We start from the raw sequence: 25,293 nt of genomic DNA, 5'->3' as shown, positions 1-25,293 counted from the left end.
GGCCCGAAGACAGAAGGAAGACTTCAATGGCTACGATCGGCACCTTCACCGCCAACGCCGACGGTTCGTTCTCGGGCGCCATCCGCACCCTCACCCTCAACGTCAAGACCGTCCGCATCCGCCCCGTCGAGAAGACCGGCGAGCGCGGTCCCGACTTCCGGGTCTTTGCCGGACAGACGGACCTGGGGGCGGCCTGGAAGAAGGTCAGCAAGGACAACAACGAGTACCTGTCGGTGAAGCTGGACGACATCAGCTTCGGCGAGCCGGTCAACGCCGCCCTGGTGGTCATCGACGGCGTCCACACCCTGGTCTGGTCGCGCAGCACCCCCAAGGCCGACTGACGTCCAAGGGGCGCCCCGGAAGGGGCGCCCCGCCCGTCGCGAGGCCCCAGTCGTCGCCGCTCGGCGGACCGGGAAGGAAGGCGCGGACCACGGCCAGCACCTTGCGGCGCATGGCCGGCGACAGTCGCGCCATGGCCAGGGCCATTCGCGCGCCTTCGCCGCTGGCCATCAGGGCCGTGACGGCGTCCGGCCCGCCGTCCGACGCCGGGCCGCTCGGCTCTAGGTCCTCGAAGAACCAGGCGACCGGCCGCCCCAGAAATCCGCAAAACCGGAAAAGCGTGGACGCGGAGATCCGGTTTGTCCCGCGCTCGTATTTCTGGATCTGCTGAGCGCTGACGCCGATCGCCTGGCCCAGCTCGCCTTGCGTGCGCTCACACGCCGTGCGGGCCAAGCGAAGGCGGGCGCCGACATGGACGTCGACGGGATGCGGAACGGGGGACGATTTCAACGGGGACTCCGGCGCTGCGACGGCCAGCGCCATCGGGGTCTATTGACGCGCCAGCGCCGTCGCATCCCTGGAGAGGGTCCGTCGGCGGAGACGCGCCGTCTTCGCCAGAGTTCGCCAGCGCCTGTCTTTGCCGCACGCGCGGCGGTCGCCCCTTGAGGTCGGGGCGCGCGCCCAACATCGTCACGCCGTCGCCCCGAGCCGGTCGGGGCGCGCTGCGCTCCCGGCCCGGAGCGACGCGGCGGCGCGAAGCCTCCCCCCAACTTGCTTCGCGCCGCCGCCACCTGCCCAAAAAGGAGGTCCCATTGACGACCATCGGCTACTTCCGGCGTGACGGCGAAATCTTCGTCGGCCGCCTCGCCACCCTGCAGATCGACGCGGCCGTGCGCCTGGTCCCGATCGAAAAGATCTCGCCGCGCGCGCCGGCCTTCCGCGCCTTCGTCGGCGACAACGAGTGCGGCGCGGCCTGGCGCCCGCTCGATCCGGCCAGCGGCGCGATCCTCAATGTCGAACTGGACGACCCGACCTGGACCGAGCCGGTCAACGCCCGGCTGATGGCTGGCGAGGAACCCCATCCGCTGGTCTGGATCCGGCAGAAGCCAGACCGCGCGACCGACAAGCCCGGCGAAGACGGCAAGCCGCGTCCGCCGACCTGACGGTTTGCGGGGCGATGCCGCCAGCGCATCGCCCGATCCGGGTTCGAGGCCGTCCCCTCCCTGACGATATCCAGTAGGATCGCGCCGGGGAGGGGACGACCATGACCGACGGCGCCTTGCGCGACACGCCGATCCGCGACCGCGAGGTCACCGGCTACGACCAGGCCCATCTCCAGGCCTATCTGCGTCTCCTGGACGCCGCCGCCGCCCACGCCGACTGGCGCGAGGCGGCGGCGCTCATTCTGGGACTCGACGTCGCGGCCGACCCCGCGCGGGCGCGGCGCATCCACGACGTCCATCTCGAGCGGGCCCGATGGATGGCCACGGCCGGCTATCGCGACCTTCTGAAAGGGCGGCCCGAAGGGTGATGCCACGGTGGCATCGGGCGTTCGCACCCCCGGCGCTTCCCGCTGACTCCGTGCACGGAAAAAACCGATCCGCCGCTCAATTTTAGAGCGAGCCTCGTCGGAGGTTCTTCATGTCGCCAGACGCCTCACGGTGGCGGTCCGCGGAAGCCTATGACTATCTCGACGACCTTTCCGCGGCCGACTTGGCCTGGGAATATCTTCGTCGCAATCCAGACTACCAGAACGACTTCCAGACGGCGAGCCAGGGGCGCGGCGAGGATCTGCTGAGCGCCCGCTGGGGGCTGCGATTTCCCGATCGATCCTTCGCTTGAGGCCCATCGCGTCGAGGTCTGGTGGCGTCCCGAGGTCGACGCCGAACTGATCCAGCTGCAGCCGGCCCCAGCCAGCGTCGGGGCGCGGCTTCACAGTCCGGCCATCCGCGCGCCGGGCGAGGCTTGGTGGTCGCTGGGACGCGGCCGCGACAAGATCCGCCTGGCGCTGCTGGCCCATGCGGCCGACCCCGGCCAGCCGCTCGCCGCCGTCGTGCCGCTCGATGCCACGGCGCCGGACCGCCTCCGCGCCCTGACCCGCCTGTGGCGCCACCTGGAGGGGGCGCCGCCGCCGCCCGACCTAGTCACCCCCCAGCGTCGGAAACGCCTGAAGGCCATGCTCCGGGCGCTCGATGGGCGCGCCTGCGGCGCGGTCCACCGCGAGATCGCCGGGGCGCTTTGGGGCGGCGCCCGCGTCGCGGCCGAACCCTGGAAGACCTCAGCCCTGCGCGACGCAACCCTGCGCCTGGTCCGTGACGGCGGCGTCCTGGTTGGTGGGGGGTACCTCGCCTTGCTCGGTGGCCGGCCGGCCGATCCGGCGGCCTGATCCCGCCACGCCGCCTTCCTCGCACGGGGGTGCGAAATCGCGCTCGCCGTCTTCGCACTCCCTGCCCCGGCCGGCGCTTCGCCAGCCTTCCCCGGTCCGCGCCGGGCCATCCGGCCCCGCGCCATGAGACCAGGGAAACCGCCAATGAACGCCTCGCCGACCCCGGGCGCGCCACGGTTCGTGCGCACCCAGCAGGCCGCCGCCTATCTGGGCCTGTCCCACCGAACGCTCGAAAAGCACCGCACATACGGAACCGGCCCGGCCTACCGCAAGCTCGGCGGTCGGGTGCTCTACGCGATCGACGAATTGCAGGCCTGGGCCGATCGCGGCGCGCGGGTCTCGACGACCGACCCGGGCGTCGGCGAGGTGTTGCCGGCCAAGCGCCATGCCGCCCCCGCCGACGGCGGGCAGGCCTGACCATGGCGCGCCAGTCCCTGTTTCAGCCTGCCGCGATCGACCGCCTGGACCCCTTCGTGGTCGTGACCGGCGACGCCAGGCCCCGCGACCAGCGCGACCTGATGGAGCGGCCGTTCTTCTCGCTGTCGAAGTCGCGTCGCACCCGGCCGATCCTCTATCGGGCCGGCAATGTCGAGGTGCAGGTCCACGGCCTGCCCGAGCACGGCATGGCGACGATCTGGGACGCGGACGTGCTGATCTGGGCCGCCTCGCAAATCGTCGACGCCGAGAACCAAGGGTTTCGGACCTCCCGACTGCTGCGCTTTACGCCGTATCAGTTGCTGACAGGCGTGGGGCGGGCGACCGGGGCCACCGAATACCGCCTGTTCAAGGCCGCGCTGCGCCGGCTGCAGTCGACTGTGGTCGCCACCACCATTCGCCAGGGCGAGCATTGGCGCCGCCAGCAGTTCTCCTGGATCAACGAATGGGAGGAGCGCAGCGGTCGGGGCGGGCGCGTCGAGGGCGTGGAGATCGTCCTGCCCGAATGGTTCTATCGCGGCGTGGTCGACCGCTCGCTCGTGCTCAGCATCGACCCCCACTATTTCCGGCTGACGGGGGGCATCGAGCGCTGGCTCTATCGCGTGGCCCGCAAGCACGCCGGCCGCCAAGTCGGCGGCTGGGTCTTCGAGTTGGCCCACCTGCACCACAAGTCCGGGAGCCTCGCCCGTCCGTCCGACTTCGCGCTCGACATCCGGCGCATCGTCCATCGCCAGCCCTTGCCGGGCTACCGGCTGATCCTCGACCGCGCCCAGGGCCAGGAACGGCTGCGCATCCTGCCCATGGTCGTGGAGATCGCCCTGGACCGGACGGTGGGCGAGGCAAGCCGCCAAGGGGACCGTCCTGTGGATGGGCTCGTGACATTGGGCGCAGACCCTATCGTGAGATCGGGCGCAGGGGCATCGGGACATCAGGCGCACGAGGCCCCGTCAAACCCTTGTGACACAAGCGTTTGCGACGGGCCTAACTTGGACTCTAACTCCGAGTCTAACTTTTCGCGGGCGCACGCCTCGGGCGCGGGGCCGGCCCGATGATCGTCGCCTTCCTCAATCAGAAGGGCGGTGTCGGCAAGACCACCTTGGCCCTCAACCTCGCCGCCCTCTGGGCCGGTCAGGGACGCCGGGTCACCGTGCTGGACGCCGATCCGCAAGCCTCGGCCCTCGACTGGGCCCAGGCCCGCAGCCACGCCGGGTTGCCGCGCGCCTTCGGGGTCGTGGGCCTGCCTCGCGAAACCCTGCATCTCGAAGCGCCGGACCTGGCGCGGGCCAGCGACCACCTGATCATCGACGGACCGCCCCGCGTGGCGCCGCTTCTGCGCTCGGCCCTCCTGGCCGCCGACCTTGTCGTCGTGCCGGTGCAGCCCTCGCCGCTCGATGGCTGGGCGTCGGCCGAGATGCTGCGCCTGCTGGACGAGGCGCGGATCTATCGCCCCGATCTGCGCGCGCGCTTCCTGCTCAATCGCTGCGGCGCGCGAACCGTGATCGCCCGCGAGACCCGGGAGGCCCTCGCCGCCCAGGACACCGGCGCCCTGCGCCGCACGGTGGGCCAGCGGGTGCTGTTCGCCCAGGCCATGGCCGGCGGCCAGACCGTCGCGGAGCTGGAGCCCGATGGTCCGGCGGCGGCGGAGATCGCCGCGGTCGGGGCCGAGTTGGAGGCCCTCCAAGGATGAGCGGCAAACCCTTCGCGGCCCGGCCACGCGGCGCTGGAGCCGGCGCCGAGGCATGGGTCCGCGCCGAGCAGGGCGGCGGCCCGGACGAACGCCAGAACCCGTACACCGCGCGCCTGACGATCGACGTCACGCCGGCCACGCGCGGACGGATCAAGATCGCCGCCTTCGCGCGAGGCCAGACCGTCGCCGACATGGTCCGCGCCCTTCTGGATCGTGAGTTCCCGGAGACGCCGGCATGAGCGCCGGGCGCGATACCGAGGTGGATCTGGTCTGGTGGCGGGGCCGTGTCGAGGAATGGCTGCGCTTTGGCCAGCCGCGGGCGGAAGTCCTTCACGATCGTCGCCGGCGCACCCTGGCCTTCGCGCCGGGGGCGGTGTTCGCCCGCGTGCGCTGGACGGGCGGCGATTACGGCACGACCGCCTCGGCGCTGGAGATCCTACGCGCGCCGAGGCTCGCCGAGGCCTGCAACACCTTGCCAGGCGTGCGTCCCGGCGCCGAGGCGCTCGCCCTGCTCGGCGGCTGGACCCGGGTGCAACGGGGGCTGGCGGCGATCGACGCCATCGAGGCGGCGGGCTTTGCCCCGCACGCCATCGCGCCCGACCATTGGCGTCACGTCCACAACCGCCTGACGGCAGGCCTGACGCCTCGACCCTATGATGCGCGCCGCCATCGCGCCTGGCGCCTGCGCGCGCGGGTCTCGTCATGAGGCGGCTGGTCATCGGGGCCGGCTTCTTCGCCTGCCTGGCGCTGGCCGCCGCGCCGCGTCCGCGCCTGTTGCTGAACACCACGGCCAGCGTGCCGGTAGGGCTCTACCGCCTGTCGCCGCCCGGCTCGCTCGCCGTCGGCGACCTCGTGGTCGTGGCGCCCGATCCCGCCCTCGCGACCTTCCTCGACGAAGGGGGGTGGTTGCCGCGCGGCGTGCCGTTGATCAAGCCAGTGGCCGCGATCGCCGGACAATCGGTCTGCCGCGTCGGCCAGGACCTGGCGATCGATGGGCGCCGGGTCGCGCGCGCCTTGAGCGTCGACGGTGATGGGCGTCCGCTGCCGACCTGGAGCGGATGTCGCGCCCTCGGGCCCGGCGAGATCTTCCTGCTGTCCCCGGCCTTCGGGAGTCTCGATGGTCGCTACTTCGGGATCACGGATGACGGACAGGTGCTGGCGCGCGCGCGTCCGCTGTGGGTCGTCCGTTCGGCGGCAACGCGATGAAGCGCTGGGCGCCAGCGATCGCCCTCGCCCTCATGCTCGTGGCGGGCCAGGCCCAGGCGCAGGACCGGGCCGACGCCTCGGTCCGGGCGCAGGTCGAAATCGCCGCCGCCCGATTTGGCCTACCGGTTGACCTGATCGAGGCGGTCATCGCCGCGGAGAGTGGCGGCCAGGCAAGGGCCGTCTCGCCCGCCGGCGCCCAGGGCCTGATGCAACTCATGCCCGGCACCTGGGGGGAACTGCGGATCCGCCTGGGCCTGGGGTCCGATCCCTTCGATCCGGCCGACAACATCCTGGCCGGCGCGGCCTACCTGCGTGAGCTGCGCGACCGCTATGGCGAGCCGGGTTTCCTGGCCGCCTACAACGCCGGGCCCGGACGGTACGAGGCCAGCCTGGCGGGGAGACCCCTGCCGCTGGAGACGCGCCGCTACGTCGATCACATCGTCGAGCGGGTGGCCGGGACTGGGCGTGCCGGCCCCGACTGGCGCGTCGTTGGCCTCTTTCCGCCAGCCTGGTCGTCGGGCCTCGGCGCGGCGGTGGCGGTGAAGACGCCGGAGGCCTCCAAGCCGGTGTCGGTGGGCGATGACCGGGAGCTGTTCGTGTTCCGACCGGGCCAGGCGCGATGAACGACAAGGCGAAGCGGGGCGTGTGGCAGCGAAGGCAGCGGGGATGGCCAGATAAAAGCCGCGCCGTCGGACGGGCGGCATGTCGTTGGTTGGGTTGGGTTTTTTGCGCCATCGCCCTGTGGTCGCGGCTGGCGGTCTTGGCGCTTTCCCTCGTGTTTTCAAAGGCCTTCGCGCCGTCGGCCCGGCCATGAGCGAGTTCGACGACGACTTCCTGCTGCGCCCGGGCCGAGTCAGCTTCGACCGTTCGGCCAAGCCGGCGCGCTTCCTGGGCCAGGTCCGCCGAGCGATCGAGGCGGCCGGGGATGCCGGGCTGGGCCGGCGCGCCGGAGCCCGCGGCCGAACGGGCGGACGGCTAGGGCGCGGCGCCGGGCGAACCCGGGCCGGCGCGGAGACCAACCGGCGCGTGATCGTCAAGGCGAGGGTCGTCCGGCAGTCTGGCAGCCGCTATCGCGCCGCGCCGCTGGCCAGACACATCAGCTATCTGCAGCGCGAGGGCGTCACCCGCGACGAGACCGCCGCGCGTATGTTCGACGCCCACGGGGACGCCGACGTCGCCGCCTTCGCCGAGCGCTGCGAGGACGATCGTCACCATTTCCGCTTCATCGTCTCGCCCGAGGACGCCGCCGAATTGGCCGACTTGCGAGCCTTCTGCCGCGACCTGATGGGGCGCGCCGAGGCGGATCTTGGGACGCGCCTGGACTGGGTCGCCATCGACCACTGGAATACCGACAACCCCCACCTGCACGTCCTGGTGCGCGGCCGCGCCGACGACGGCAAGGACCTGGTGATCGCCGGAGACTATCTCGGCAGCGGCCTGCGTCGGCGAGCCCAGGCGCTGGCCACCTTGGAGCTGGGCCCCAGGACCCACCACGAGATCGACGCAGGTCGCGACGCCGATGTCGCCGCCGACCGTTGGACGCGGCTCGACCAGGCCCTGGTGAAGGCGGCCCATCCCGGCGATCGCGTGGTCGACCTGAGACGGGACGCGGCTGGGGGCCAGGATGATGCACGACGACTCGGACGCGCCGCCCATCTTGAAAGGCTCGGCCTGGCCCAACCCGAGGGACCAGGGCGCTGGCGGCTGGCCGACGACCTCGAACCGCGGCTGCGCGATCTGTCCGTGCGCGGCGACATCATCAAGACCTATCACCAAGCGATGGCGCGTGGCGGCCGCCACCCGACGCCAGAGCGCCTGGTCATCCATGGACAGGATGACGGCCCGCCGGTGATCGGACGTCTCGTCGACCGGGGCCTCCACGACGAGTTGACCGGTTCGGCCTACGTCCTGGTCGACGGCATGGACGGCCGCCAGCACCACTTGGTCTTCCCCGACCTGGCCGCCACCACCGATGCGCCGACCGGCGCCATCGTCGAGCGGCGCGCCTATGTCGATCGCGACGGCGTCGCGCGCCAAGCCTTGGCCGTCCGCAGCGACCTGGGCCTCGAGGCGCAGGTGGAGGCGCGGGGGGCGACCTGGCTCGATCGCCAGATCCTCAAGCGCGCGCCGGACGATGGCGCGGCGGGTTTCGCCAGCGAAGCGGCGGCGGCCCTGTCGCGACGCGCCGGCGTCCTGGTCGGCCGAGGCCTGGGATCGGTGCGCGACGGCCGGTTCGTGCCCGTCGCAGGTCTTTTGGCGACGCTGCAGGCCCAAGATCTGGAGAGCGCGGCGGCGCGGCTGGCCCGCGAGACCGGGCGGCCGGCCCGATCGCTCGCCCCGGGCGAGGCGGTCGAGGGCGTCTATCAGCGGCGCCTCGACCTGGCCTCGGGGCGTTATGCCGTCCTCGACGATGGCCTGGGCTTCCAACTGGCGCCCTGGCGCTCGGCGTTGGAGTCCCGCCGGGGCCTGACGGTGGCCGGGGTCATGGAGCCCGGCGGCATGACCTGGTCGCTGGGGCGCGCACGCGGCCCTGGTCTATGAGTCGCCGTCTGGCGTCATGGACCCGTCCTCGCTGGGATCCTCGCCATCGTCCGCGCCGGCGTCGTCGGCTTGGCCATCGGCGGCGTCAGAGCTGTCGTCGCCTTCCGGACGAGCCGCGCCCAGGCCCAGGCGCGCGGCGTTCTCGGCCAACCAGGTGTCGTTCTGGACCTGCGCGGCCAGAGCCTTTTCTGACAGGCCCTTGAACATCTCGCGATAGGCGGACACCCAGGTCGTGGTCTCCAGGCGGGCCATGGCTTCGCCCGTGTCTTCGGCGAACTCCTGTAGCGTGATCATGAAGGCGATCATCGCCTTGTTCTGCGCCACCCAGGCGGCGAACTCCGGCTTGCCGATCTGGACGGCGGTCAGGATGCCGATCGCATCGGCGTCGCTGGCCCGCGCGAAGGCCGTCACGTGATCGATGTTGAGTTGGCCGCCGCCGGCTTCGAAGTGCTGATAGCCGCGCAGCGACAAGCCCAGGGCTTCGGCCAGGGCGCGGGGTTTGACATCGCGGATGGCGCGCACCGCCCGCAGCGCCCGCGACAGGAGCTTCGAGCGCTGATTATCCTCCGTGTCCCTACTCATCCAAACTCACGCAAAGGCGATCTACCCTAGGTGTAACAAGGCTTGGGCGCATAGCGAAAGCCGTCAGCGCCAAGTTGCATTATTGGCCGCGCTTGACCATCACGTGCGCCATAGGCGGACTTCGCGGGGATGTCACGGTCAAATATTCAGCAAATAGAGCTGCGCAATATATTTGCGCAAAGGCGCAAACATTCTGCGTAACCCTGTTATTGTTCTTACAAGTATCTTATGGTTGCATTGAAATCTAGCTATGACTATTTGTGTAGTTGTGGCGAGCGATGGCGATGACTGGCGTGCGCTCTCAGAGTCTGGAGATTCGCGTGAGGGTAAGCGCGCCCGGCAAGCCGAAAGACCCGTTCAGCGCGGCTTTGGACGCCCTGCGCCAAGAACTGCGGAGCGGCCAGCTGGTCCAGGGCGAGCCGCTCACCATCACCGACATTGCCGATACCCTGGGCCTGAGCGCGACGCCGGTGCGTGAGGCGCTATCGCGGCTGGCGGGCGAGCGACTGATCGAGGATCGCAGGGGGCGCGGCTATTTCGCGCCGCGTCTGGACGTCTCAGACCTCGTCGAGCTCTACGGCCTGCGACGGCTTTATCTGGCCGAGGCGCTGGCAGCCGACGCCGCGCCCGCGGCCTTTCCGACCCCGGATGAGGTCGAGCCCGCGCTGTCGGCGGCGGTTCAACTGAGCCAGATGCTCGACTGGATCGCGGCGCGGGCCGGCAATCGCGCTCTGTTCGACGCCTATCGCCAGGTCTGCGAGCGATTGGTCCCGTCCGTGCGTGCGGAAGCTCAGGTCTTTCCGCTCGCGGAGGAGCTCGGCGCGCTTCAGGCGGGTCTCGGCGATCCAGGCGAATTGGCCGCCGCCTTGACCGATTTGCATGAAGCGCGGCGTCTGCGGGCCACTGAGTTGATGCGCGCCATACGCGCTGGGGCGAATATAGCGTCCTTATAGCTGCAATATACTGCCAATGCAGAACGCGAGGTGCGCTGATGAAGACGCCGCAGATCGTGCGGTCACTTCAATCCCAGGAGCAAGCCATGACCAAGACCCGCAAGATCCACCTCGTCCGCGTGGGCGACGCCAAGCGCCTGACCAAGGGCCAAGGCACCCTCGGCGTCGAGATCAACCTGAAGCCGGGTCGCGACGCCGGCTGAGCTTCCGCGGGCTGCCAAGTCGGCAGCCGCCGCGATGCCGTCCCACCGGTTGTGAGGAGGCTTCCATGACCGCTGAACGCCAGACCCGATTCATTTGCCTCGGCAGCGCCCGGGCTGTGACGCGGGGCGGGCCCGACGGGGGCCTGGAATTCAATCTTACGCCCGGTTGGGTCGGTACGCCGCTCGCGATCCGTGTCGCGAGTTCCCGTCCAGCGCCGGCACGCTCCGGCAAAACCTGGAGGACGCTATGAAAGCGATCCAAACCCGCCGCATCGTCAAGCTCGGCAAGGCCAAGCGCCTGACGCGCGGTGGCGGCGACCACGGCTTCGACTTCAAGTTCCTGCCGATGGAACCGCAAGGCTGAAACGCCTCGGGCGGCGGCCTCGGCCGCCGTCCACCCGCCTGGAGACGCCATGTACCTCAGACCGGACGTTCATCTGGCCCGGCTCGAATCGGATGTTGTGCTGCTCGATGCCGGTCGGGGCGAATACCTTTGTTTAGCCCAGGCAGCAGAAGCCTTCGCGCAGCCCACCGCCGGGCCTACGCACATCCTCGATAAGGATCTGGCGGAGGAAGCCGCCGCGCTTGGCTTGACCGGAGCCGGCGTATCCTTGGCTGTGGCGTTGCCGCCGCCAGCGGCGGCCGATCTTGTCATGCATCCCGATAAGCTGCTGACCCGAGCCGATCGAGTCGCCGGGATCGTGGCGTATCTGACCGTACTTAGACGCTACCACGGCCGCCCGTTCCCCCGCCTCCTGAGCTATGCCGCGAGAAAGCGACGCCCGATGCCGCCGCAGTCTCTCGCCGCCCTGGCCGACCAGGTCACGGCCTTTCGGCAGATCCTGCCCTGGGCGCCGTTCCAAGGCGTGTGCCTCTACCGCTCCTTCTACCTCCTGGCCTTTTTGCGCCGGCGAGGCTTTGAGGCGACCTGGGTGTTCGGCGTGCGGGCCTGGCCGTTCGAAGCCCATTGCTGGTTGCAGGTCGGCGACACCGTGCTCGACGACAGCCTCGATCACGTCCGGCCGTTCACCCCGATCCTGGCGATCTAACGATGTCCGACTACGCGATCCTGACCTGGCGGCCGGGCGACGGCGCCGCGCGCCGCGCGCTCAAGGCGGCCAAGGCGATCCTCAAGCGCCTGGGGCTGGAGGGGATGGGTGTACAGCCCGGGCTGGAAGTCTGGGGTTCGAGCGCGACGCCGCCCTCGATCTGGCTTTCGCCCACCCATGACGGCCTGATCGTCGGCGACGTCATTGGGCGACCACAGGCGACGTGGACCGCCGAACCACTCGCCTGCGCCAGAGCCTTGTGCCGGAATGTCTGGGGACGCTACGTGGCCGTCTTCCGGGAAACTAACGGGGCGGCCATCGCCATGTTGCGCGATCCTTCGGGCGCGGTCGAAGCCTTGGCCTGGCGCTGTGAAGGCTTGACCCTCGTGGCCTCGGATCTCGATGGGCTGTTGGAGGCCGTCCCGCCCGCCGAGCTTGCCGTGGATTGGGATCACCTCGGCCGGGCTCTCGTCGATCGCTTGGCCCTGGCCGGCCGCTGTCCACTGCGCGGCGTGCTGGCGGCGACGCCGGGGACCATGCGCTGGCTGGATGGAACGGAGGCCTTGGCGTGGCGGCCAGCGGATTTTGCCCGGCTGTCGCAGGACGACACCGAAGCGACCCGCCGTGGCCTGGTTGGAGCGGTCGATATGGCGATCTCCGGGCTGTCCCGGCCCGGCGCGCGCGCCATGGCCGAGCTTTCTGGCGGGCTGGATTCCTCGATCGTCGCGGGCGCGTTGGTGCGGCAGTCGAACCTCACGGTGGTGCAGTGGCTGCATTATTTCGTCGAGGACGCCGGAGCGGACGAGCGCCACTATGCGCGCGCCGCCGGCCGACACCTGAAGATCGAGGTCACCGAGGCGCCCAAGGCGACCCTCGGCCTGGATCTCGACGCCCTGGCGATGGCCGCGCGATCCATTCGACCGAGCGGCGCCATCGCCGACGCCCACTACGACCAGGATATCGCCGCCCGCGCCCGGCGGCTGGGCGCCGAGCAGCTGTTCACCGGCTTGGCGGGCGACACGGTGTTTCTGGCCGGTGGCGGATCGCTGCTGGCGGCCGACGATTACTGGCGGCGTCCGTTCTGGTCGGTGGGCTTGGCCCCGGCGCTGCAGATCGCGCGAAGGAGCCACAAGTCGGTCTGGTCGGTGTGGCGAGAGGCTCAGGCCGCCCGTATGGGCTGGCGACGACCCGCGCCGACCGGGGAAACCGCTCATCTTGCGGCCAAGTTGCGCGGTCTTACGCCAGCCGGCCATGCCTGGTTCGAGGGTCTTGAGAATGTCGCGCCGGCCAAGGCGCGTCAGGTTCGCCACCTGGCCCAGCAACTACAGGTCTCCGGACGAACGGCGCGAGGCCAGGTGATCGAGCTTGTCCACCCCTTGTTGGCCCAGCCGGTGATGGAAATGTGCCTAAGCTTGTCAGCTCGGGCGCAGACCGGCGGCGGCGGCGACGATCGGCTGATGGCCCGCGAGGCCTTTCGCGAACGCCTGGCGCCAGAGATCTATGCCCGGCGGTCGAAGGGCGATCTTGGCCGGCACTATGGCAGAGCGGTGGCCGAGGAGCTGCCGGCCTTGCGCGAACTCCTGCTGGACGGCTGTCTGGTCCAGGCCGGCCTGCTCGACCCGGCCGTCCTGGACCAGTTGCTCGCGACCGAAACCCTGATCTGGAAGGGACCCTATCGTGAGATTGTCGAGGCCGTTATCCTCGAGCAGTGGGCGCGTTCATGGACGCGCCGTCTGAGCCGACTGACCCGACCCGCCTTCGCCGAACGCCTGGTCCAGGAAGTCTAGCACCTCGCTGTAGAGATGGCGCACGTTTCCTGGCGCGTTCACCACATGGCCCTCGCCCCAGAACGTCAGAAGCTTGGCGTCCTTGCCCTGGCGATAAAGCGCGGCGAACATTTCCGCGCCCTGACCGTAGCTGTACTCGTCCAAGTCGCCGTAAGCGAGCAGGACGGGGGCGGTGATCTTGTCAGCCTGAAAGAGCGCGCTGTTGCGAATGTACCGTTCCGGCGCGGCCCAAGGTGACGCGCCGACCGACATCTGACCGGTCTCGAAATAGGCGAAGGTGCCCAGGAATGGCAGACCCTCCTCCGGCGTCGATTGCAGGACGTTGTTCCCCCACCGGGTGACCATGTCGGCGATCCCCGACGTCGAGACGATTGCCTTGAAGCGGCCGGATTGAGTTGCAGCCGAAAGGGCGGCCTGACCCCCGAAGCTGTGACCCCAGATCGCGACCCTTCGCGTGTCGGCCAGGCCCGCCGCGCCTGCCGCGTCGGCGACGGCGAGGATCTCTTCAGCCAGGCCCTGTGCAGGCTCGTTCGGAAAGCGGTCGTGAGGCAGGCTGGCATAGAGCACCGCATACCCGTGTCCTGCGAGGACCGAGGCGGCGATCGTCGTGTAGCCGGCGCCGGGGCGCGCGTCGGCTGGCGGCCCCGCAGCGCTGAACACCTCCCCAGGGTAGGGGATGACGACCAGAGGCGGCGGATGATCGGCGCGCCAGCCTGGCGGCATGACGATCCAGCTCGTCAGCGACTCGCCACGAGGTCCCTTGTGCGACATCGGCCGGACGTCGCCAAAGTCGATCTCGGCCAGCTGGGGATTAAGGGTCATGAGGTCGACCGTTGTATTCTCGCGACGCGCCTGCAGAGTTTCGACGCCATGACGGTCGCGATCGGCGACCACCGACCAGCCGGTGTTGGTGACGATCAGGGCCCGGTCTTGCGCGGGTCCAAGGTCTTGTTCGCCCGCCACCGTCAGGCGGATCAGGCGATCTTTCCGGCGGATCAGAAGCTGTTCGCCGCCGACCAGTCGCGCCATGGCTGGCCGACCCTGGTCTCCGAGGGTGGGCGTTGGCGCGGCGGTCACCGCGTCGAGGGTCCGAACTTGGCCGCCGACGAGGCGAAACGCGCCGCCGTTCCCGGTCAAGAGCATGCGGCCCCACGGATCGCTCACGATACGATCCGGACGGATCGGGGCGGTGTCGGGAAGCAGCGGCGCGGTCTTACCGCCGGACACATCCAACCAGGTCTCATGGCCGCCTTCGGCTTGCGCGCGCGGACGACCGAAGGCCACCGGCGTCTCGCCCACCCAGCCCGCGCGCGGAATCTCGAAGCCCTCGTACGTGAAGTCGAGATGGGTACGAACCTGATCGATGCGGCGGGTTGAAAGCCGATCGCCATCGGGCGTCACCAGGACCAGCGCCCCTTCGCTCGGTGTCTGGCCGGGTCGGCGTGCATAGACCAGCAAGCGATCCGAGCGCGGGGCCCAGGCCATCAAGAACGACGAAAGATCGCAATCGTCGCAGCCATGAAGCGGTCGACCGCTGGCCAAGTCAAAGACCGTCAGATCGCGCCGGCGCGTGGCGGTTCCGCCCAGGATCGTGTCCTTGGCCTGCGGCTGGATTTCGGCGCCGTACTTGTAGGCCGCCACAAAGCGCCCCGTGGATGAGAGTTCGAGATCCAGGAACTCGCCCTGGGCGAGCGCCGTCACCCGGCCGGTGTCGACGTCGATCCTGGCAAGCAGGCGTTGGAAACCTGGAGCGCCGGCGTCCAGATACTTGCCGCTGCCGATGGTCAGCACGCTGGGCCCACCGCCCTCGGCCGTAACCTTGGCGGCGGCCGAGCGGTAGGCCATGCTTTCCCAACCCCGGCGAAAGACGAAGTGAGGCCGCTCCGGAAGATTGACGATGGCGATCACCTGGTGATCGCCGCGCCACTGCGCGGTCCGGCCCAAGAGCGAGAAGTCCAGGCCGACGCCCAGCCATCGGACCGCGCCGGTGGCCATTTCGACCACGCCGGTTTCGGATTGGTGGCCACGCATCCTCGTGACGAGGACGCGCTGCCCGTCCGGTGAAAAGGCGCCGGCGGTGTAGCCGGCGTCGGGATCCTGCGCCAGTAAGGGCGTTGCGGCGCCGGGATGGGTGAGGTCGACTTTGTAGAGGCGACGGGCCGCATATTGGGGCAGGGCGCCATAGTCGAAGCGCGGGGCCTTGTCGGGGGCTTGGTCGATCGTGATCACCAGCCACCGTCCGTCGGGAGAGGAGCCGATCACCGACCGTTTGTCGACCTTCATCAGGTCGTCGATCGTGAACGGTCGGGCGTGAACAGCCGTGGCGAAAAGCGCGCAGCACAGCGCCGCGCACTGCAAGAGCAGTCGCATGGGAAAAGACCTTTTTAGGGGAGGTGCGGCGGGCGCGGTTCTCCGCGCCCGCCGTGAGGGCTACCAGCGCTTGGTCAGTTGGATCGCGATCACACGCCCGAGCACGTCGGCATTGGCCGGATCGTAGCCGACCCCGTCGAGCGAATCGTAGAACGGCGCTTTCGTGCCGAGCAGGTTCTGCACGGACAGCGTCGCCGACACGCCATGCAGCGGACCGTCAGGCGCCGGTGCCGTCCAGCCGAGTAGGACGTCGGCCGTCGTCCAAGACCCGATCTTCTGGCCGGCCGAAGACTTGTAGTCGTCGACATAGTGGACCGAGAGGCTGGTCGTGAACGGCCCGTGGGTCCAGCTGGCCCCGGCGACAGCGCGCAGATCGACCGGGAATCCGGCGAGGTCCACGAACTCGGTCGAGGGGGCGGACGGGCTGATCCGGCGGCTGTACTCGAAGAGATAGGAGAGGTTTGCCGTCAAGGTGACGGTCTCCTTGGCCACCGCAACCGGCCAGGCGCCAGTGACGTCTAGGCCGCGTACGTCCAGCTCGCCGGCGTTGAGGTTGCGCGCGTCGATGATCGTGCCATAGGCCGTGGCGGGGAACAGTTTCGGCGTCGAGCTGGTCGCTGCGTCAATCAAGGCCTGCGCAGCCGAAACGTCGGCCGAATTGCTGGCGCTCAGCCGCCGCACGAAGTCCTTGTAGATCGGGTTCTTCAGCGCGTTGAGGATGTCCTCGTAGACCGGGTGGCCGACCTGGTTGGAAAACTTGGTGTCGAAATAGGTGATCCCCAGTCGCGCGCCCGGACGCGACACCGGCGTGAAGTCGACGCCCGTCGTCCAGGACTTGGCCGTCTCAGGCCGAAGGCCAAGATTACCGCCGGTCTGGATCAGGCTCAGCGTATTGCCCGACACGTCCGGCACGAAGGCGGCGCTGATCGTATAGGGCTCGTAGATGTCGGCCAGGGTCGGCGCCCGGAACGACGTCCCGTAGCTGGTCCGCAGCTTGACGCCTTCGACCGGCTCCCAGACCACGCCGACCTTGGGGTTCTTAGTCGTCCCGAAATCGCTGTAGCGCTCTATGCGGCCGGCCAACGACAGCTCCAGGCGATACACTCCTGGAATATCCTGATGCGGTCCGACGATCGGCACGCGCAGTTCCGCGAAGGCCGAGCTGACGTGGCGATCGTAGAGTGTGCCGCCCGCTGCGGTGACCTTGGCGCCGGAGGTGTAGTAAGCGTCGCGGACCAGGAAGTCTTCCTTGCGCAGCTGGCCGCCGACGGCCAGCTTCAGGGGGCCGCCCGGCAGTTCCACCACCGTACCATCGACCTTCAAATTGACCGACGAGACCCGGTTGCGGCGCCAGTGGTGCTGATAGCCGCTTTTGATGAAATCCTTCACCGTCTGGCTGTTGGCCGCGCCGTCGCCATAGGGGTTGAAGTAGCCGTCCCGCGCGGTGGAGAACGCGGTGGCGGGGTCGTCGGCCACTGAGCCGAGCGCCTCGCGCAGGAAGCCGGAATTGAGAGCGTGGTCCTGCCGGCTTTCACCGCGATCGGTGGAGTAGGCCCCGTAGAGTTCCCCGCGCCAGGTTCGGCCGAAGTCCCGCGCCGCGCCCAGCGAAAGTCCGAGGTTCTCGGCCGTGCCCACCGCTTTGACGGGACCCACGGCGCCGGTGAAATCGTAGGCGATCAGTTGCGAGGTCTCGCCGGTGATCGGCACGAAGTAGGGGTTGGCGTTGGTGACCGTGAGGATCGTCGAGGCCGCGCCCTGGCTGAAGCTGAACTTGCGATGGGTGTAGAGCGCGTCAGCCGTCAACTCGACCTTGCCCAGGGTCTGGGCGAGCGTCCCATAGACGCTCTCGCGCTCCTGGTCCGGCAGGGTGTCGGAGCCCAGGCGCGGCTCGCCCAGGTTCATGGTCCCGGCCACGAAATCGCTCGCCGTCAGACCCGTCCCCGTCGACGGGATCGCGTAGATCGGGACATAGGCTCCGGCCGCAGGGCTGTAGTCGACGATGTTGCCAGGGTTGGAGAACTGGGTGCGATGGTCCGTGCCGCCCAGGGCGCGCAAATCGCTGCTGGCGGTTTGCCTTCGCGCCGACGCCGCCAGGGCGTCGCGTTGATAGTATTCGCCGGAGATCACCGCGCGACCGCCGCTCCAGGCGGTCCCGAAGGTCTGACCAAACTGCAGTTCCTTTGCGTCGCCCTTCTGGCCGATGCTCGAGCGCACGCGGGTCTCGGCGCCTTCGAACTTCTGGCGCAGGATCACGTTGACCACGCCTCCGACCGCATCCGCGCCATAGAGCGCCGAGGCGCCATCCAGCAGGACCTCGACGTGATCGATGGCGCCGGTAGGGATCGCCGAGACGTCCGCGAAGTTGCCCTTCAAGCCCGTGCCGGCCATGCGCCGGCCGTTGAGCAGCACCAGTGTGGCCGAGTTGCCCAGGCCGCGCAGATTGACGCCCGAGGCGACGGTGTCGTTGACGAAGGTGCGGTCCGAGCCGAGCAATTGGCTCGCCGGCGTGGCGCCGCCGCTGAAGTTCTGGGGCAGGGCGCTGAGCGCTTCGGCCAGATTACCGTAGCCGCCACGGTCGATGTCCTTGCGATCGAAGGACACCACGGGCGAGGCGCCGTCACGCGCGCCACGGATCAGCGAGCCGGTCACCAGGACTTCGGTGACCTCCGTCGCCGCCACCTCGCCGGTTGCATCAAAAGGGTCGGCGGCGTTCGACCCCGTGGTCACGGTGCGCGGCTTGAGGATGAACCCGTTGCGGCCGCCGCGGCGAATGTCCAGCGGCGCGCCAGCCACAAGTTGGGCGATCGCCGCTTCCGGCGTCAGGTTGCCGTGCAGGCCCGCCGTCCTGAGCCCGGCGACCAGTTCGGGCGCGAACGAGACCTGGCGACCACTCTGGGCGGCGAAGGTCTGCAACGCGGCGTCTAGCGGCCCGGCCTGGATGTTGAACGCGATGACCTGGGCCTGTTCGGTCGGTGCGGCCAGGACGGGCGCGGCCGAGGCGGCGCCCAAGAGCGTGATGGCCAGGCCCGCGAGCAGGCGCTGTTTCAAGGTGGTGCTAGGCAAGATCGGTCCCCTCCGACGCCCAGCCGGCGCCCGTCAATGGACGGATCTTCTGTGCACGGCGCATGGCGTCGCGGCTTTGACGCGCCAGACGGCCTTGAACCCTGTTGCTCCGAAAAAGAATTTCAGTGGCCCGTCGACGGTTGGGGCCCGCGTGTCAGGCGGATGACGCCCGGCTCTGACCGGCTGACGACGAAGTCGTTCAGTTCGGCGGCCGCGCTGACGAAGTAGTCGGTATCGCCGACGTCGAAAGTGCCACTGATGCTGGCGGGGTCTTGCGGGCCGACGTCGAGGACGATCTGGGTCTTGTCATAGCGGTTGATCTCGGCCACGGCGGCGGCGAGCGGCACGTCGTTGAACACGAGGCGCCCGGTGCTCCAGCTGGTCTTCGTCGCGACGTCGACCGGCGCCGGACGTGGCGCGGGCATAGTGGTCGAGAGCGCCTGACCGGGCGAGAGCCGCCAGACCGCAGGTTTTGCTTCGCCTTGTTTGCGCACCTCGACCGAACCACGAACCAGAGTGACCTGGGCGCCGCCATCGTCACGTCGGACATCGAAGCGTGTGCCCAGCGCGGTCACCGACGTGTCTCCCGCCCGCACGACGAACGGTCGCGTGGCGTCATGGGCCACATCGAACATCGCCTGGCCCGTTTCGAGGTCGAGGTCGCGGTGATCCTTGCTGTAGCGCACGACGATTTTGCTGGCCGTGTCGAGCATGACCGTCGAGCCATCGGTAAGCCGCACGAGCCGCTGCTCGCCGACCCGGGTCGTATATGTGGCGGGTCCCCACGCGCGGTAGAGGCCGACCCCGCCGATCGCCAGAAGCGCCAGCGCGAAGGCCAGTCCAAAGCCCAGCGCGGCCCCAGGCAACCGCCGGGGCGCCCGAAGCGAGATCTGTCCGCGCGCGGCGTCGATCGCGTCCTGGATGTCAGGGTCGGACTTCAGGCGTTCGCTCTGTCGCCAAAAGGCGTCGACGGCGTCGTACGCTTCCTTGTTGCCGGGTCCCTTGCGCCATAGGCGGAAGGCTTCCATGTCGGCGGCCGGAACATCGCGCTTCTTCAGCCGCGCGAACCAAGCGGCCGCTTCGGCCTTGGCTTTTTCGGAAGGGGCGATCGAAAGACTCATCTCAGGCTTCTTCTTCTTCGTCCTGAACGCGTCCAATACAGTGCTCGATGGCCTTGCTCAGCCGCCACTCTACAGCCTTCACCGATAAACCGCAGCGTGTAGCGATCTCTTCATAAGTCAAACCGTCGAAGCGGCTCAAGACGAAGACGGTCCGATAGCGCTCGGGGATCGATAGGATCGCTTCCTTGAAGAGGAGGTCGTCCACCGGCGTGGCGATGGTCTCATCCTGGCCAGTTGACGACTGGACCCGTTGAACGTGGCGGCCGCGGACCGCGCGGCGGCGCAGCAGGTCCTTGGCGAGGTTGGAGGCCACCCGCATCAACAACGCCTGGGGGCGTTGGATTTCGGAGGCGTCGCGTGACGTCAGCCGCGCATAGGTCTCCTGGACTACATCTTCGGCGTCGGCGTCCATTCCGCGCCCGAAGCGCCGGCGCAGCATGGCGCCCAGCCAGGGCGCATAGCGCCTATAGAGCTGATCCATGTCGTCGTGCTCGTCCCAGTCGCCCTCGGGCTGGGTCGCCACGCGCGGAATCTTGCGGTCCATCGCCTACTCCGTCGGTTCGACGGGGCCTTTCGGAAACTCCATGGCGGGCAAGGGCGCGCGACCGCGAACCGCGGACACGGGGGCGCGTCCCGGGGGCGCGGGCGCTGTCGCCGAGCCGCTGTGATCGGCTCGTCGCTATGGCTCTTAGGCATCGCACGGGGTTTCCACGCCCCACCAGCGCGCGAGGCGCCGGCCCCGAAATCCTGAATCAATCGGGACTCGGGCGCAAGCCGGGGATCGTTGTTAGGCGAAATTGGGGGCGGGCGTTGGAAACCTTGCGATGAGGAAGGCCCGCCGACTTCAGCGCCGACCGCCGCCGATGACCCCCGGCTCCAGGTCGGCGCCTATAGGGCGGCGCCCGCGAGGGGGAGAGTAGGGGCCTAGGAGGCGAAGAGGAAGGGTGGAGCTCCCGCCTTTGGCACGGCCGCGCTCTACGGCGGTGGGTGCCCGAGCCAGTCGCGGCGGTCTCGGCCCTGGAAGGGGACGATTGCCGACGTAGCAAATCTGACTCATAGCCGAAGTTAAAAGCGTCTGCTTCGTGCTGACAGTTAGTTCGACGGTATCCTGATAGTAGGGATGAAACCGCCCGCCTCGGCGTTTTGATCGTAGATGAGCCAAGGCAGGTCGGCCTTGGGCATGCGGACTCGTCCGGTCTCGATCGCCAGCGAAGCAGGTAGGGCAGGAAACACGTGCACGAGGACGTTCTCGCCATGAGCCGTCTTGATGCGTTCGAGCAGCTTGCGCAGCTCGCGCCGGTAGGCCGCTTGGTCGTCGGCGCGGCGCAGGATGTCGTTGTGCGGGTCCTTGGCCGTGAGCGACCAGATCGCCACCTCGGAGCCTAGCGTTGCGGCGATGCGCTCATCGGTGATGGTCGCGCTGACCGCCAGCTTCAAGGCGACGGTTCCAGGCTTGCGCTCAGGTTCGGCCGTTTCGAACACGATGGCTGGCTGGGCCGTTTGCCAAGCCCAGGTCGCCGGCTCACGATGTCGTTGGCGCACCGCCACCGGAACAATATCTCCCAGGAGACGTCCCAGTTCGATCAGGAGCGGCTGGGGTGCGAGCGCGAAGACGCTCAAATGCCGGATCTCCTGCCGCTCGATACGGCCCTTCACTTTGCTCTCGAACTGTCGGAGCAGGTTTGTGCGCTGGAACGTCCAAAAGTCCTGTTCGTGGTCGCGGAACGCGCTTCCGACCAGCTCCAGGTCGATGGTCGTCCCGTGAGCTGGATGATTATCAGGGGGCATGGCCGCAAAGATCGATCGTGTCGAGACCAGCGCTTCGTTCTGCCCAATATCGGCGCCGAACCGAATGACGTGTGAGGCGCGATCCGGATCCATTCCGCAGACGATCCCGATGCGGTCTTCGTGCTCTTTCTTCATAGCCAGCAGCACAGATTCGGGGTGGCTATCGACCTCATCGACGTCGATGAGTTTGTGGTCCCTGGCGCACATCAGCATCAGGTTCTCAAGCGAGCGCGCCAGTTTCGGCGAGCGCACGGGATCGCCTCGCGGCCCCGTTTCCTTATCGGCGACGATGTGGGCGATGAAGCCGAACGTCCCATCTTCCTTGCCCGCGACTAGGTCGCCCACAAGGTTCTCGTTGCATCCCCGGTACTGACAGCGCCCGCCGGCCTTGGCCCAAAGCGCCGACTGCACCTTCTGGGGAATGTTGGTTCTGGACATGGATTGGCTTCGTGTTGGAGGCCTAAGGCGAGGCTAGGACTTCGTAAAAAGGGTGACGGAGTATTCGAGGCTGACCAGGAAGCGCAGCTTGACGATCATCAGAACCGCAAAGTCGATCCCTCGATCGCCGTTGACCAAATCCATCATCGAGGCCGCGTCCTCGAGGCTGGGGCGGACCGGGAAGCTGGGATGGGAGTGCCATTCCCCCAGATAGTTGAATCTCTCGTAGTCCGAGCCCGTGCGCTCGAAAAAGGCTTCGAGCGCGGCGGCGTGATGGGCAGGACTGCGCACGAAGTGCGCGACGCTGCCCGCCTGGTCGTCGACGGAAAAATCAACGACACGGAAGTGACCCGCCTTGACCTGCTCGCCCATCAGAACGCCGCCAATTTCGCGTCGGCCGGCGGCGCGAAGATGTCCGCGAAGTCGAGCTACGACCTGCGGCGAGATCTCAATCTGCATCTGCGGTAGTGGGGAAGAGCTCTTTTAGGAGCTGGCCGACTTCCGTGGCTGCGTCGGCCTCGTGATCGGGACCCCAGCTTCCATCGGGGCTATAGGTGATCGGATAGGTTTCGTAGGGACCGCTGAAGATCCATTCGGCCTTGAAGCCGAGAACATAGGCTGAATACGGAAAGTCGGAGCCGTTCGTGTTGACCAGAAGGTCGAGCGCGAACTGGGTCAGATGGCCGGCGATGGCGCCGACGTCCGCATCGGAGGCGACCAGGGGGGCGGCGTCGACGACATCGACGGCGTAGTCCTCCGGCGATGTGGCGGTCCATGGCACGTCGCGACTGGCGTACCACGACAGGATCTGATTGCGCGCCCTTTGGGGCGGCGGATCGTGGTCGGGGGCGGAGCGCGCGACCAATCCGCCAACGCCGCCCGCGAACACCTCGCCCCACAGCATCGGCTTGCTCTCGGCCTTGGCGACCGAAGCGCAGAGATTGAAGACCGTCGGCTCGGCCGTGGCGTCGACGATCAGGTCGCATTTGGACAGCAGGTCCATCACGCTTGCTGTCGTGTCGGCGCTTTCTTGTCCGCCCAGCAGGACCGACCGTGCGATGACCTCCGCGTCAGGCGCGATTTCCAGCAGACGGTTCTTCAGCGCCTGGCTCTTGTTCACCCCGACGGCGCGCAGGTCGAGGTCGTTTCGGACGACGTTGTCGGGAAAGAGCAGGTCTGGATCGATCAGGGCGAACCCAGAGACGCCAGACCTGGCCAAGGAGACAGCGACCTTCGAGCCCAACGATCCGCAGCCGACGATCCCGACGCGTTTGTCGGTCAGTACAGAGAAGCGCTCAGGCAGCCGGCGGCGCGCGGGACCTGACAGGATCGTCCGATATTCCAGGACCTTCATCTCCTTCCCGCCGAAGAAACCCGGCAGGCATATGGTCTGGCCGCTCACCAGGATCAGAAAGGCGAAGCCCTTGTTCCTGAGGACTTCGAACTGGGCGTCCAGGCCGTGCCGCCCGACCAGATCGAGCAGCTTGTCGGGGGTGAGAGGTCTTGGAATCCTTTCGCCGTCCGGCAGCCGAAACGCGAGCGCCGGCCACTTCGTATAGCCTGGGTCACGCGGCAAACTGCGCGCGAAGATTGGCGCGTCCTTTTCGCCCAGCCGCGTCACTTGGGCGACCCAAGCATCGGCGTGGCGCAGCTCAGTGATCTCAGCGTCCAAGACATGACCGGGCGGCAAGGCCAGGAGATTCTGGCGTGCCTCGTCGGCGAGGGCGAAACGCATGGTTTCGCCGCGAACCTCCTGACCCAGGGTGGTCTTGTGGGCCGAGGGCACCGGCGCGGCCTGCGCGTCCTCTTCACCGACCAGAAGGCGATAGGCGCTTTCGACCAACATTGCGCCAGTCGTGTCCGAGCGCCAGTTGTCGGCCCGGTACTCCAAACAAAGTTCGCCGCCGGCTCCGTACTGGTGCGGCGAAAGAAGAGTCGCGTCCTTTGGCCGGACCGAAGGTGGAACGTCCGGAAAGAAGTCAGGATAGGTCAGCGTGAAGGCGATGCGGTCGTCCTCTCGAACAATCGCGAAACTGGCCGTCAGCTTAAAGTCGCTCTCCAGGTGCCAAACTACATCGACGAGCCAAGGACAGCGCTCCTGCAGCTCCGCCAGCTGAGCTCGCTCCTCGCGCGCGCGTCCCGGAAGGCTGACCCACCAAATCAAGCGAAGCCCTTCGGGGTGGTCGGCACGCGCGGACTGTTGGGGAAGGACAGAGCCGCCGCCGGGGCCGCAGAAGCAGCGTTCAGGAAGCCCGCCAGCCCCGAGCGTTTGAGAGAACGCTCGGCGACGCCACCTCCCATCGACGGCGAAAGGCTTTCCATCAGGCGACGCGGATCGGTCTGGCCGGCGGCGTAGCCGAAGTCCTGGCGGGCCTGACGAAGCCATTCATAAAATGCGGTCGCGCGCTGGGGATGGGTCTCCCACTTGTCGGCGAAGTTCTCCAGCGGGTCAGTCGGGTTGGCGATGACATATTTGCGCCCGTCGTGCTGGATGTGGTTGTCCATCTTGCTCAAGATCGCCAGCAGCGCCTCGGCGATGGTCTCCTCTGAGCCGTAGGCATGGGCCGCAAGGGTTGTGATAATGATCGAGATCGGGCGGTCGTCGAGATTCCCGGCGAACCTTGAATCCCGGTGCCGCTTGAGGATCATGATCGCGGCTTGAAGTGGGGTGCGGACCTTGTAGTCGGGAATGCTCTCGACGCTCGCACGCAAGGATTCGGCGAGGGTCTGCTTTCGACGGTTTAGGACGGCGATCATCCGCCTGCGGAACCACTCCGAGTAGCCCTTCGGGTTGGAACGGCACCAATCGGCGTCGAGGATCCTGTAGTTCCAGCGCTCATTGTCGGTGATGGCGATCGCCGTATCGACCCAGTCGGTGCTGAACCGTTCATTTTCCAAGAGCCGGCGTTGTCGAGCCGCGTCCGGCACGCACGGCACGACGTCCATGTGAAACTGCGCCTCATCGGCATAGTTCAAGACCCAGCACCGTCGCCCCTCGCGGATGGGCTTTGTCATGTTTTGCGCGCGGTGGTAGGCGCGGACCTCACCTTCGAGAAGTCGCTTCAAGCCTTGTTGGCTAAAGGTGCTGGTGGTCGCCGCGCGCAGCTCGCAAACCGAATCGACGTCGTAGTCCTCTTCGTCCGAGATCGGGCGGATCACGGTCCCGAGCCTGAAAGACCCCTGGACGTAGACCTGGGGCTGATAGGCCCGCAGCGTCGAAGCGGGGCGCAGGAGCCAATCGCCCAGCGATCGATAGCTCTGCTCGGCTTGCTCATAGCGTCGCTCGCTGATCGACAGTTCGTCCGCGAGCGCTTGCAGAAAGGTTTCGGCTTGGCGTGTTGTGCTGAAGCTAGACATGGCCACAGCAATACCGCCGTTTCATGATTCGTTCCAGGTGTGGGCGAG

General features: G+C 68.0%; 26 protein-coding genes. 16 read left to right on the top strand and 10 right to left on the bottom strand.

Going from position 1 to position 25,293, the window contains the following annotated elements; all coding sequences use genetic code 11:
- The first annotated feature begins 26 nt into the window (after positions 1-26).
- A complete protein-coding gene (locus AC07YH_RS01155; protein WP_494745179.1) occupies positions 27-341 on the top strand; it encodes a DUF736 domain-containing protein in 315 nt (104 codons plus the stop codon).
- Here AC07YH_RS01155 and AC07YH_RS01150 read toward each other — a convergent pair.
- The gene (locus AC07YH_RS01150) at positions 286-789 is read right to left on the bottom strand and encodes a helix-turn-helix domain-containing protein (RefSeq protein WP_494745178.1); all 504 of its coding nucleotides are present in this window, start codon (positions 787-789) and stop codon (positions 286-288) included. The genes AC07YH_RS01155 and AC07YH_RS01150 overlap by 56 nt on opposite strands.
- A 302-nt stretch (positions 790-1,091) precedes the next feature.
- On the opposite strand from AC07YH_RS01150, the gene AC07YH_RS01145 reads away from it, so the two are divergent.
- The 12 genes from AC07YH_RS01145 to AC07YH_RS01090 all read left to right on the top strand — a co-directional run bounded on the left by AC07YH_RS01145 (position 1,092) and on the right by AC07YH_RS01090 (position 8,534).
- Positions 1,092-1,442 (top strand): DUF736 domain-containing protein, encoded by a 351-nt coding sequence (locus AC07YH_RS01145; RefSeq protein ID WP_494745177.1) that lies wholly within the window; start codon positions 1,092-1,094, stop codon positions 1,440-1,442.
- Positions 1,443-1,543: 101 nt separating this feature from the next.
- Complete coding sequence (locus AC07YH_RS01140) at positions 1,544-1,810, top strand: DUF2285 domain-containing protein (protein WP_494745176.1); 267 nt, start codon at positions 1,544-1,546, stop codon at positions 1,808-1,810.
- Positions 1,811-1,920: 110 nt separating this feature from the next.
- Positions 1,921-2,121: a transcriptional regulator domain-containing protein gene (locus tag AC07YH_RS01135; RefSeq protein ID WP_494745175.1), complete on the top strand. Its 201-nt coding sequence runs from the start codon at positions 1,921-1,923 to the stop codon at positions 2,119-2,121.
- A gap of 211 nt (positions 2,122-2,332) precedes the next feature.
- Positions 2,333-2,665, top strand: a complete 333-nt coding sequence (locus AC07YH_RS01130; RefSeq protein ID WP_494745174.1) for a DUF2285 domain-containing protein — start codon at positions 2,333-2,335, stop codon at positions 2,663-2,665.
- A 144-nt stretch (positions 2,666-2,809) separates the two neighbouring features.
- On the top strand, positions 2,810-3,082 hold the full coding sequence (locus tag AC07YH_RS01125) for a helix-turn-helix transcriptional regulator (protein ID WP_494745173.1): 273 nt from the start codon (positions 2,810-2,812) through the stop codon (positions 3,080-3,082).
- Between the two features lie 2 nt (positions 3,083-3,084).
- On the top strand, positions 3,085-4,152 hold the full coding sequence (locus tag AC07YH_RS01120) for a replication initiator protein A (RefSeq protein WP_494745172.1): 1,068 nt from the start codon (positions 3,085-3,087) through the stop codon (positions 4,150-4,152).
- Entirely contained in the window at positions 4,149-4,787 is a 639-nt protein-coding gene (parA, locus tag AC07YH_RS01115; RefSeq protein ID WP_494745171.1) for a ParA family partition ATPase, read from the top strand. The genes AC07YH_RS01120 and parA overlap by 4 nt, the downstream gene beginning before the upstream one ends.
- Positions 4,784-5,026: a hypothetical protein gene (locus AC07YH_RS01110; protein WP_494745170.1), complete on the top strand. Its 243-nt coding sequence runs from the start codon at positions 4,784-4,786 to the stop codon at positions 5,024-5,026. Before parA ends, AC07YH_RS01110 begins: the two co-directional genes overlap by 4 nt.
- Complete coding sequence (locus AC07YH_RS01105; protein WP_494745169.1) at positions 5,023-5,493, top strand: DUF2840 domain-containing protein; 471 nt, start codon at positions 5,023-5,025, stop codon at positions 5,491-5,493. Before AC07YH_RS01110 ends, AC07YH_RS01105 begins: the two co-directional genes overlap by 4 nt.
- Positions 5,490-5,993 (top strand): S26 family signal peptidase, encoded by a 504-nt coding sequence (locus tag AC07YH_RS01100; RefSeq protein ID WP_494745168.1) that lies wholly within the window; start codon positions 5,490-5,492, stop codon positions 5,991-5,993. Before AC07YH_RS01105 ends, AC07YH_RS01100 begins: the two co-directional genes overlap by 4 nt.
- On the top strand, positions 5,990-6,616 hold the full coding sequence (locus AC07YH_RS01095; protein ID WP_494745167.1) for a lytic transglycosylase domain-containing protein: 627 nt from the start codon (positions 5,990-5,992) through the stop codon (positions 6,614-6,616). Before AC07YH_RS01100 ends, AC07YH_RS01095 begins: the two co-directional genes overlap by 4 nt.
- Before the next feature lie 187 nt (positions 6,617-6,803).
- The gene (locus AC07YH_RS01090; protein WP_494745166.1) at positions 6,804-8,534 is read left to right on the top strand and encodes a relaxase/mobilization nuclease domain-containing protein; all 1,731 of its coding nucleotides are present in this window, start codon (positions 6,804-6,806) and stop codon (positions 8,532-8,534) included.
- Here AC07YH_RS01090 and AC07YH_RS01085 read toward each other — a convergent pair.
- Positions 8,529-9,116 carry a hypothetical protein gene (locus tag AC07YH_RS01085; RefSeq protein ID WP_494745165.1) on the bottom strand — a complete coding sequence of 196 codons (588 nt, stop codon included), beginning with the start codon at positions 9,114-9,116 and terminating at the stop codon, positions 8,529-8,531. The genes AC07YH_RS01090 and AC07YH_RS01085 overlap by 6 nt on opposite strands.
- Before the next feature lie 284 nt (positions 9,117-9,400).
- Between AC07YH_RS01085 and AC07YH_RS01080 the strand changes: the two genes are divergently transcribed.
- The 3 genes from AC07YH_RS01080 (at position 9,401) to AC07YH_RS01070 (ending at position 13,108) form a co-directional block, all read left to right on the top strand.
- Positions 9,401-10,069, top strand: coding sequence for a GntR family transcriptional regulator (locus AC07YH_RS01080; protein ID WP_494745164.1), 669 nt, complete (start codon positions 9,401-9,403; stop codon positions 10,067-10,069).
- A 616-nt stretch (positions 10,070-10,685) separates the two neighbouring features.
- On the top strand, positions 10,686-11,321 hold the full coding sequence (locus AC07YH_RS01075) for a lasso peptide biosynthesis B2 protein (RefSeq protein WP_494745163.1): 636 nt from the start codon (positions 10,686-10,688) through the stop codon (positions 11,319-11,321).
- A 2-nt stretch (positions 11,322-11,323) separates the two neighbouring features.
- Complete coding sequence (locus tag AC07YH_RS01070) at positions 11,324-13,108, top strand: asparagine synthase-related protein (protein WP_494745162.1); 1,785 nt, start codon at positions 11,324-11,326, stop codon at positions 13,106-13,108.
- Here the strand turns inward: AC07YH_RS01070 and AC07YH_RS01065 are convergent.
- From AC07YH_RS01065 to AC07YH_RS01030, 8 genes are all read right to left on the bottom strand, one after another.
- The gene (locus AC07YH_RS01065) at positions 13,040-15,478 is read right to left on the bottom strand and encodes a S9 family peptidase (RefSeq protein WP_494745161.1); all 2,439 of its coding nucleotides are present in this window, start codon (positions 15,476-15,478) and stop codon (positions 13,040-13,042) included. The two genes, AC07YH_RS01070 and AC07YH_RS01065, sit on opposite strands and share 69 nt — an antisense overlap.
- 60 nt (positions 15,479-15,538) lie before the next feature.
- Positions 15,539-18,541: a TonB-dependent receptor domain-containing protein gene (locus tag AC07YH_RS01060; RefSeq protein WP_494745160.1), complete on the bottom strand. Its 3,003-nt coding sequence runs from the start codon at positions 18,539-18,541 to the stop codon at positions 15,539-15,541.
- Between the two features lie 122 nt (positions 18,542-18,663).
- Positions 18,664-19,662: a FecR family protein gene (locus tag AC07YH_RS01055; RefSeq protein ID WP_494745159.1), complete on the bottom strand. Its 999-nt coding sequence runs from the start codon at positions 19,660-19,662 to the stop codon at positions 18,664-18,666.
- Position 19,663: 1 nt separating this feature from the next.
- Entirely contained in the window at positions 19,664-20,206 is a 543-nt protein-coding gene (locus AC07YH_RS01050) for an RNA polymerase sigma factor (RefSeq protein ID WP_494745158.1), read from the bottom strand.
- Positions 20,207-20,754: 548 nt separating this feature from the next.
- A complete protein-coding gene (locus tag AC07YH_RS01045; RefSeq protein WP_494745157.1) occupies positions 20,755-21,888 on the bottom strand; it encodes an SAVED domain-containing protein in 1,134 nt (377 codons plus the stop codon).
- 33 nt (positions 21,889-21,921) lie between these two features.
- Positions 21,922-22,347: a M67 family metallopeptidase gene (locus AC07YH_RS01040; RefSeq protein ID WP_494745156.1), complete on the bottom strand. Its 426-nt coding sequence runs from the start codon at positions 22,345-22,347 to the stop codon at positions 21,922-21,924.
- Complete coding sequence (locus AC07YH_RS01035; RefSeq protein WP_494745155.1) at positions 22,337-24,052, bottom strand: ThiF family adenylyltransferase; 1,716 nt, start codon at positions 24,050-24,052, stop codon at positions 22,337-22,339. The genes AC07YH_RS01040 and AC07YH_RS01035 overlap by 11 nt, the downstream gene beginning before the upstream one ends.
- Positions 24,049-25,245, bottom strand: coding sequence for a nucleotidyltransferase domain-containing protein (locus AC07YH_RS01030; protein ID WP_494745154.1), 1,197 nt, complete (start codon positions 25,243-25,245; stop codon positions 24,049-24,051). Before AC07YH_RS01030 ends, AC07YH_RS01035 begins: the two co-directional genes overlap by 4 nt.
- Between the last annotated feature and the right edge of the window lie 48 nt (positions 25,246-25,293).

The organism is Caulobacter sp. GW456-12-1-14-TSB4 (assembly GCF_059424195.1).
This window is presented reverse-complemented; position numbering and strand designations above follow the sequence as displayed.

Bases quoted from the DNA above. Each gene is read 5' to 3' on its own strand.
- AC07YH_RS01155 (WP_494745179.1), top strand. From the start codon at position 27: ATGGCTACGATCGGCACCTTCACCGCCAACGCCGACGGTTCGTTCTCG.
- AC07YH_RS01140 (WP_494745176.1), top strand. From the start codon at position 1,544: ATGACCGACGGCGCCTTGCGCGACACGCCGATCCGCGACCGCGAGGTC.
- AC07YH_RS01135 (WP_494745175.1), top strand. From the start codon at position 1,921: ATGTCGCCAGACGCCTCACGGTGGCGGTCCGCGGAAGCCTATGACTAT.
- AC07YH_RS01125 (WP_494745173.1), top strand. From the start codon at position 2,810: ATGAACGCCTCGCCGACCCCGGGCGCGCCACGGTTCGTGCGCACCCAG.
- AC07YH_RS01120 (WP_494745172.1), top strand. From the start codon at position 3,085: ATGGCGCGCCAGTCCCTGTTTCAGCCTGCCGCGATCGACCGCCTGGAC.
- parA (WP_494745171.1), top strand. From the start codon at position 4,149: ATGATCGTCGCCTTCCTCAATCAGAAGGGCGGTGTCGGCAAGACCACC.
- AC07YH_RS01110 (WP_494745170.1), top strand. From the start codon at position 4,784: ATGAGCGGCAAACCCTTCGCGGCCCGGCCACGCGGCGCTGGAGCCGGC.
- AC07YH_RS01105 (WP_494745169.1), top strand. From the start codon at position 5,023: ATGAGCGCCGGGCGCGATACCGAGGTGGATCTGGTCTGGTGGCGGGGC.
- AC07YH_RS01100 (WP_494745168.1), top strand. From the start codon at position 5,490: ATGAGGCGGCTGGTCATCGGGGCCGGCTTCTTCGCCTGCCTGGCGCTG.
- AC07YH_RS01095 (WP_494745167.1), top strand. From the start codon at position 5,990: ATGAAGCGCTGGGCGCCAGCGATCGCCCTCGCCCTCATGCTCGTGGCG.
- AC07YH_RS01090 (WP_494745166.1), top strand. From the start codon at position 6,804: ATGAGCGAGTTCGACGACGACTTCCTGCTGCGCCCGGGCCGAGTCAGC.
- AC07YH_RS01085 (WP_494745165.1), bottom strand. From the start codon at position 9,116: ATGAGTAGGGACACGGAGGATAATCAGCGCTCGAAGCTCCTGTCGCGG.
- AC07YH_RS01080 (WP_494745164.1), top strand. From the start codon at position 9,401: ATGACTGGCGTGCGCTCTCAGAGTCTGGAGATTCGCGTGAGGGTAAGC.
- AC07YH_RS01075 (WP_494745163.1), top strand. From the start codon at position 10,686: ATGTACCTCAGACCGGACGTTCATCTGGCCCGGCTCGAATCGGATGTT.
- AC07YH_RS01070 (WP_494745162.1), top strand. From the start codon at position 11,324: ATGTCCGACTACGCGATCCTGACCTGGCGGCCGGGCGACGGCGCCGCG.
- AC07YH_RS01065 (WP_494745161.1), bottom strand. From the start codon at position 15,478: ATGCGACTGCTCTTGCAGTGCGCGGCGCTGTGCTGCGCGCTTTTCGCC.
- AC07YH_RS01055 (WP_494745159.1), bottom strand. From the start codon at position 19,662: ATGAGTCTTTCGATCGCCCCTTCCGAAAAAGCCAAGGCCGAAGCGGCC.
- AC07YH_RS01050 (WP_494745158.1), bottom strand. From the start codon at position 20,206: ATGGACCGCAAGATTCCGCGCGTGGCGACCCAGCCCGAGGGCGACTGG.
- AC07YH_RS01045 (WP_494745157.1), bottom strand. From the start codon at position 21,888: ATGTCCAGAACCAACATTCCCCAGAAGGTGCAGTCGGCGCTTTGGGCC.
- AC07YH_RS01040 (WP_494745156.1), bottom strand. From the start codon at position 22,347: ATGCAGATTGAGATCTCGCCGCAGGTCGTAGCTCGACTTCGCGGACAT.
- AC07YH_RS01030 (WP_494745154.1), bottom strand. From the start codon at position 25,245: ATGTCTAGCTTCAGCACAACACGCCAAGCCGAAACCTTTCTGCAAGCG.